At 57.0% G+C, this 277-nt stretch carries 1 protein-coding gene; it reads left to right on the forward strand.

Translation table 11 applies throughout. The features are described 5' to 3' along the window. On the forward strand, positions 1-277 hold a 277-nt coding region (locus SB756_RS29715; protein WP_410913153.1), incomplete at both ends, for a 3-hydroxyacyl-CoA dehydrogenase NAD-binding domain-containing protein.

Below are 277 nucleotides of genomic sequence, written 5' to 3' on the forward strand. Positions count from 1 at the left end.
GGATAAAGCGGTAAAAGCCCTCGTGCTGGCCACGGCAGAGCAAAACCTTGCCCGGGACACCGTGTTGGTCACCAATACCTCAACATTTGGGGTTGGTGAACTGGCGCGCGGACTGACACGACCGACGCAATTTTGCGGCCTGCATTTCTTTAATCCGGCGCAGCGCATGCCGCTGGTGGAAATTATTCGCAGTGAAAATACCTCGGATGCCACGCTGGCAACCGTGGTGGCCTATGCCAGGAAGCTGGGAAAGACCCCCGTGATCGTCAAAGACAGG

This window comes from Pseudomonas sp. SIMBA_068, assembly GCF_046534705.1.
Classification (GTDB): Bacteria; Pseudomonadota; Gammaproteobacteria; order Pseudomonadales; family Pseudomonadaceae; genus Aquipseudomonas; species Aquipseudomonas putida.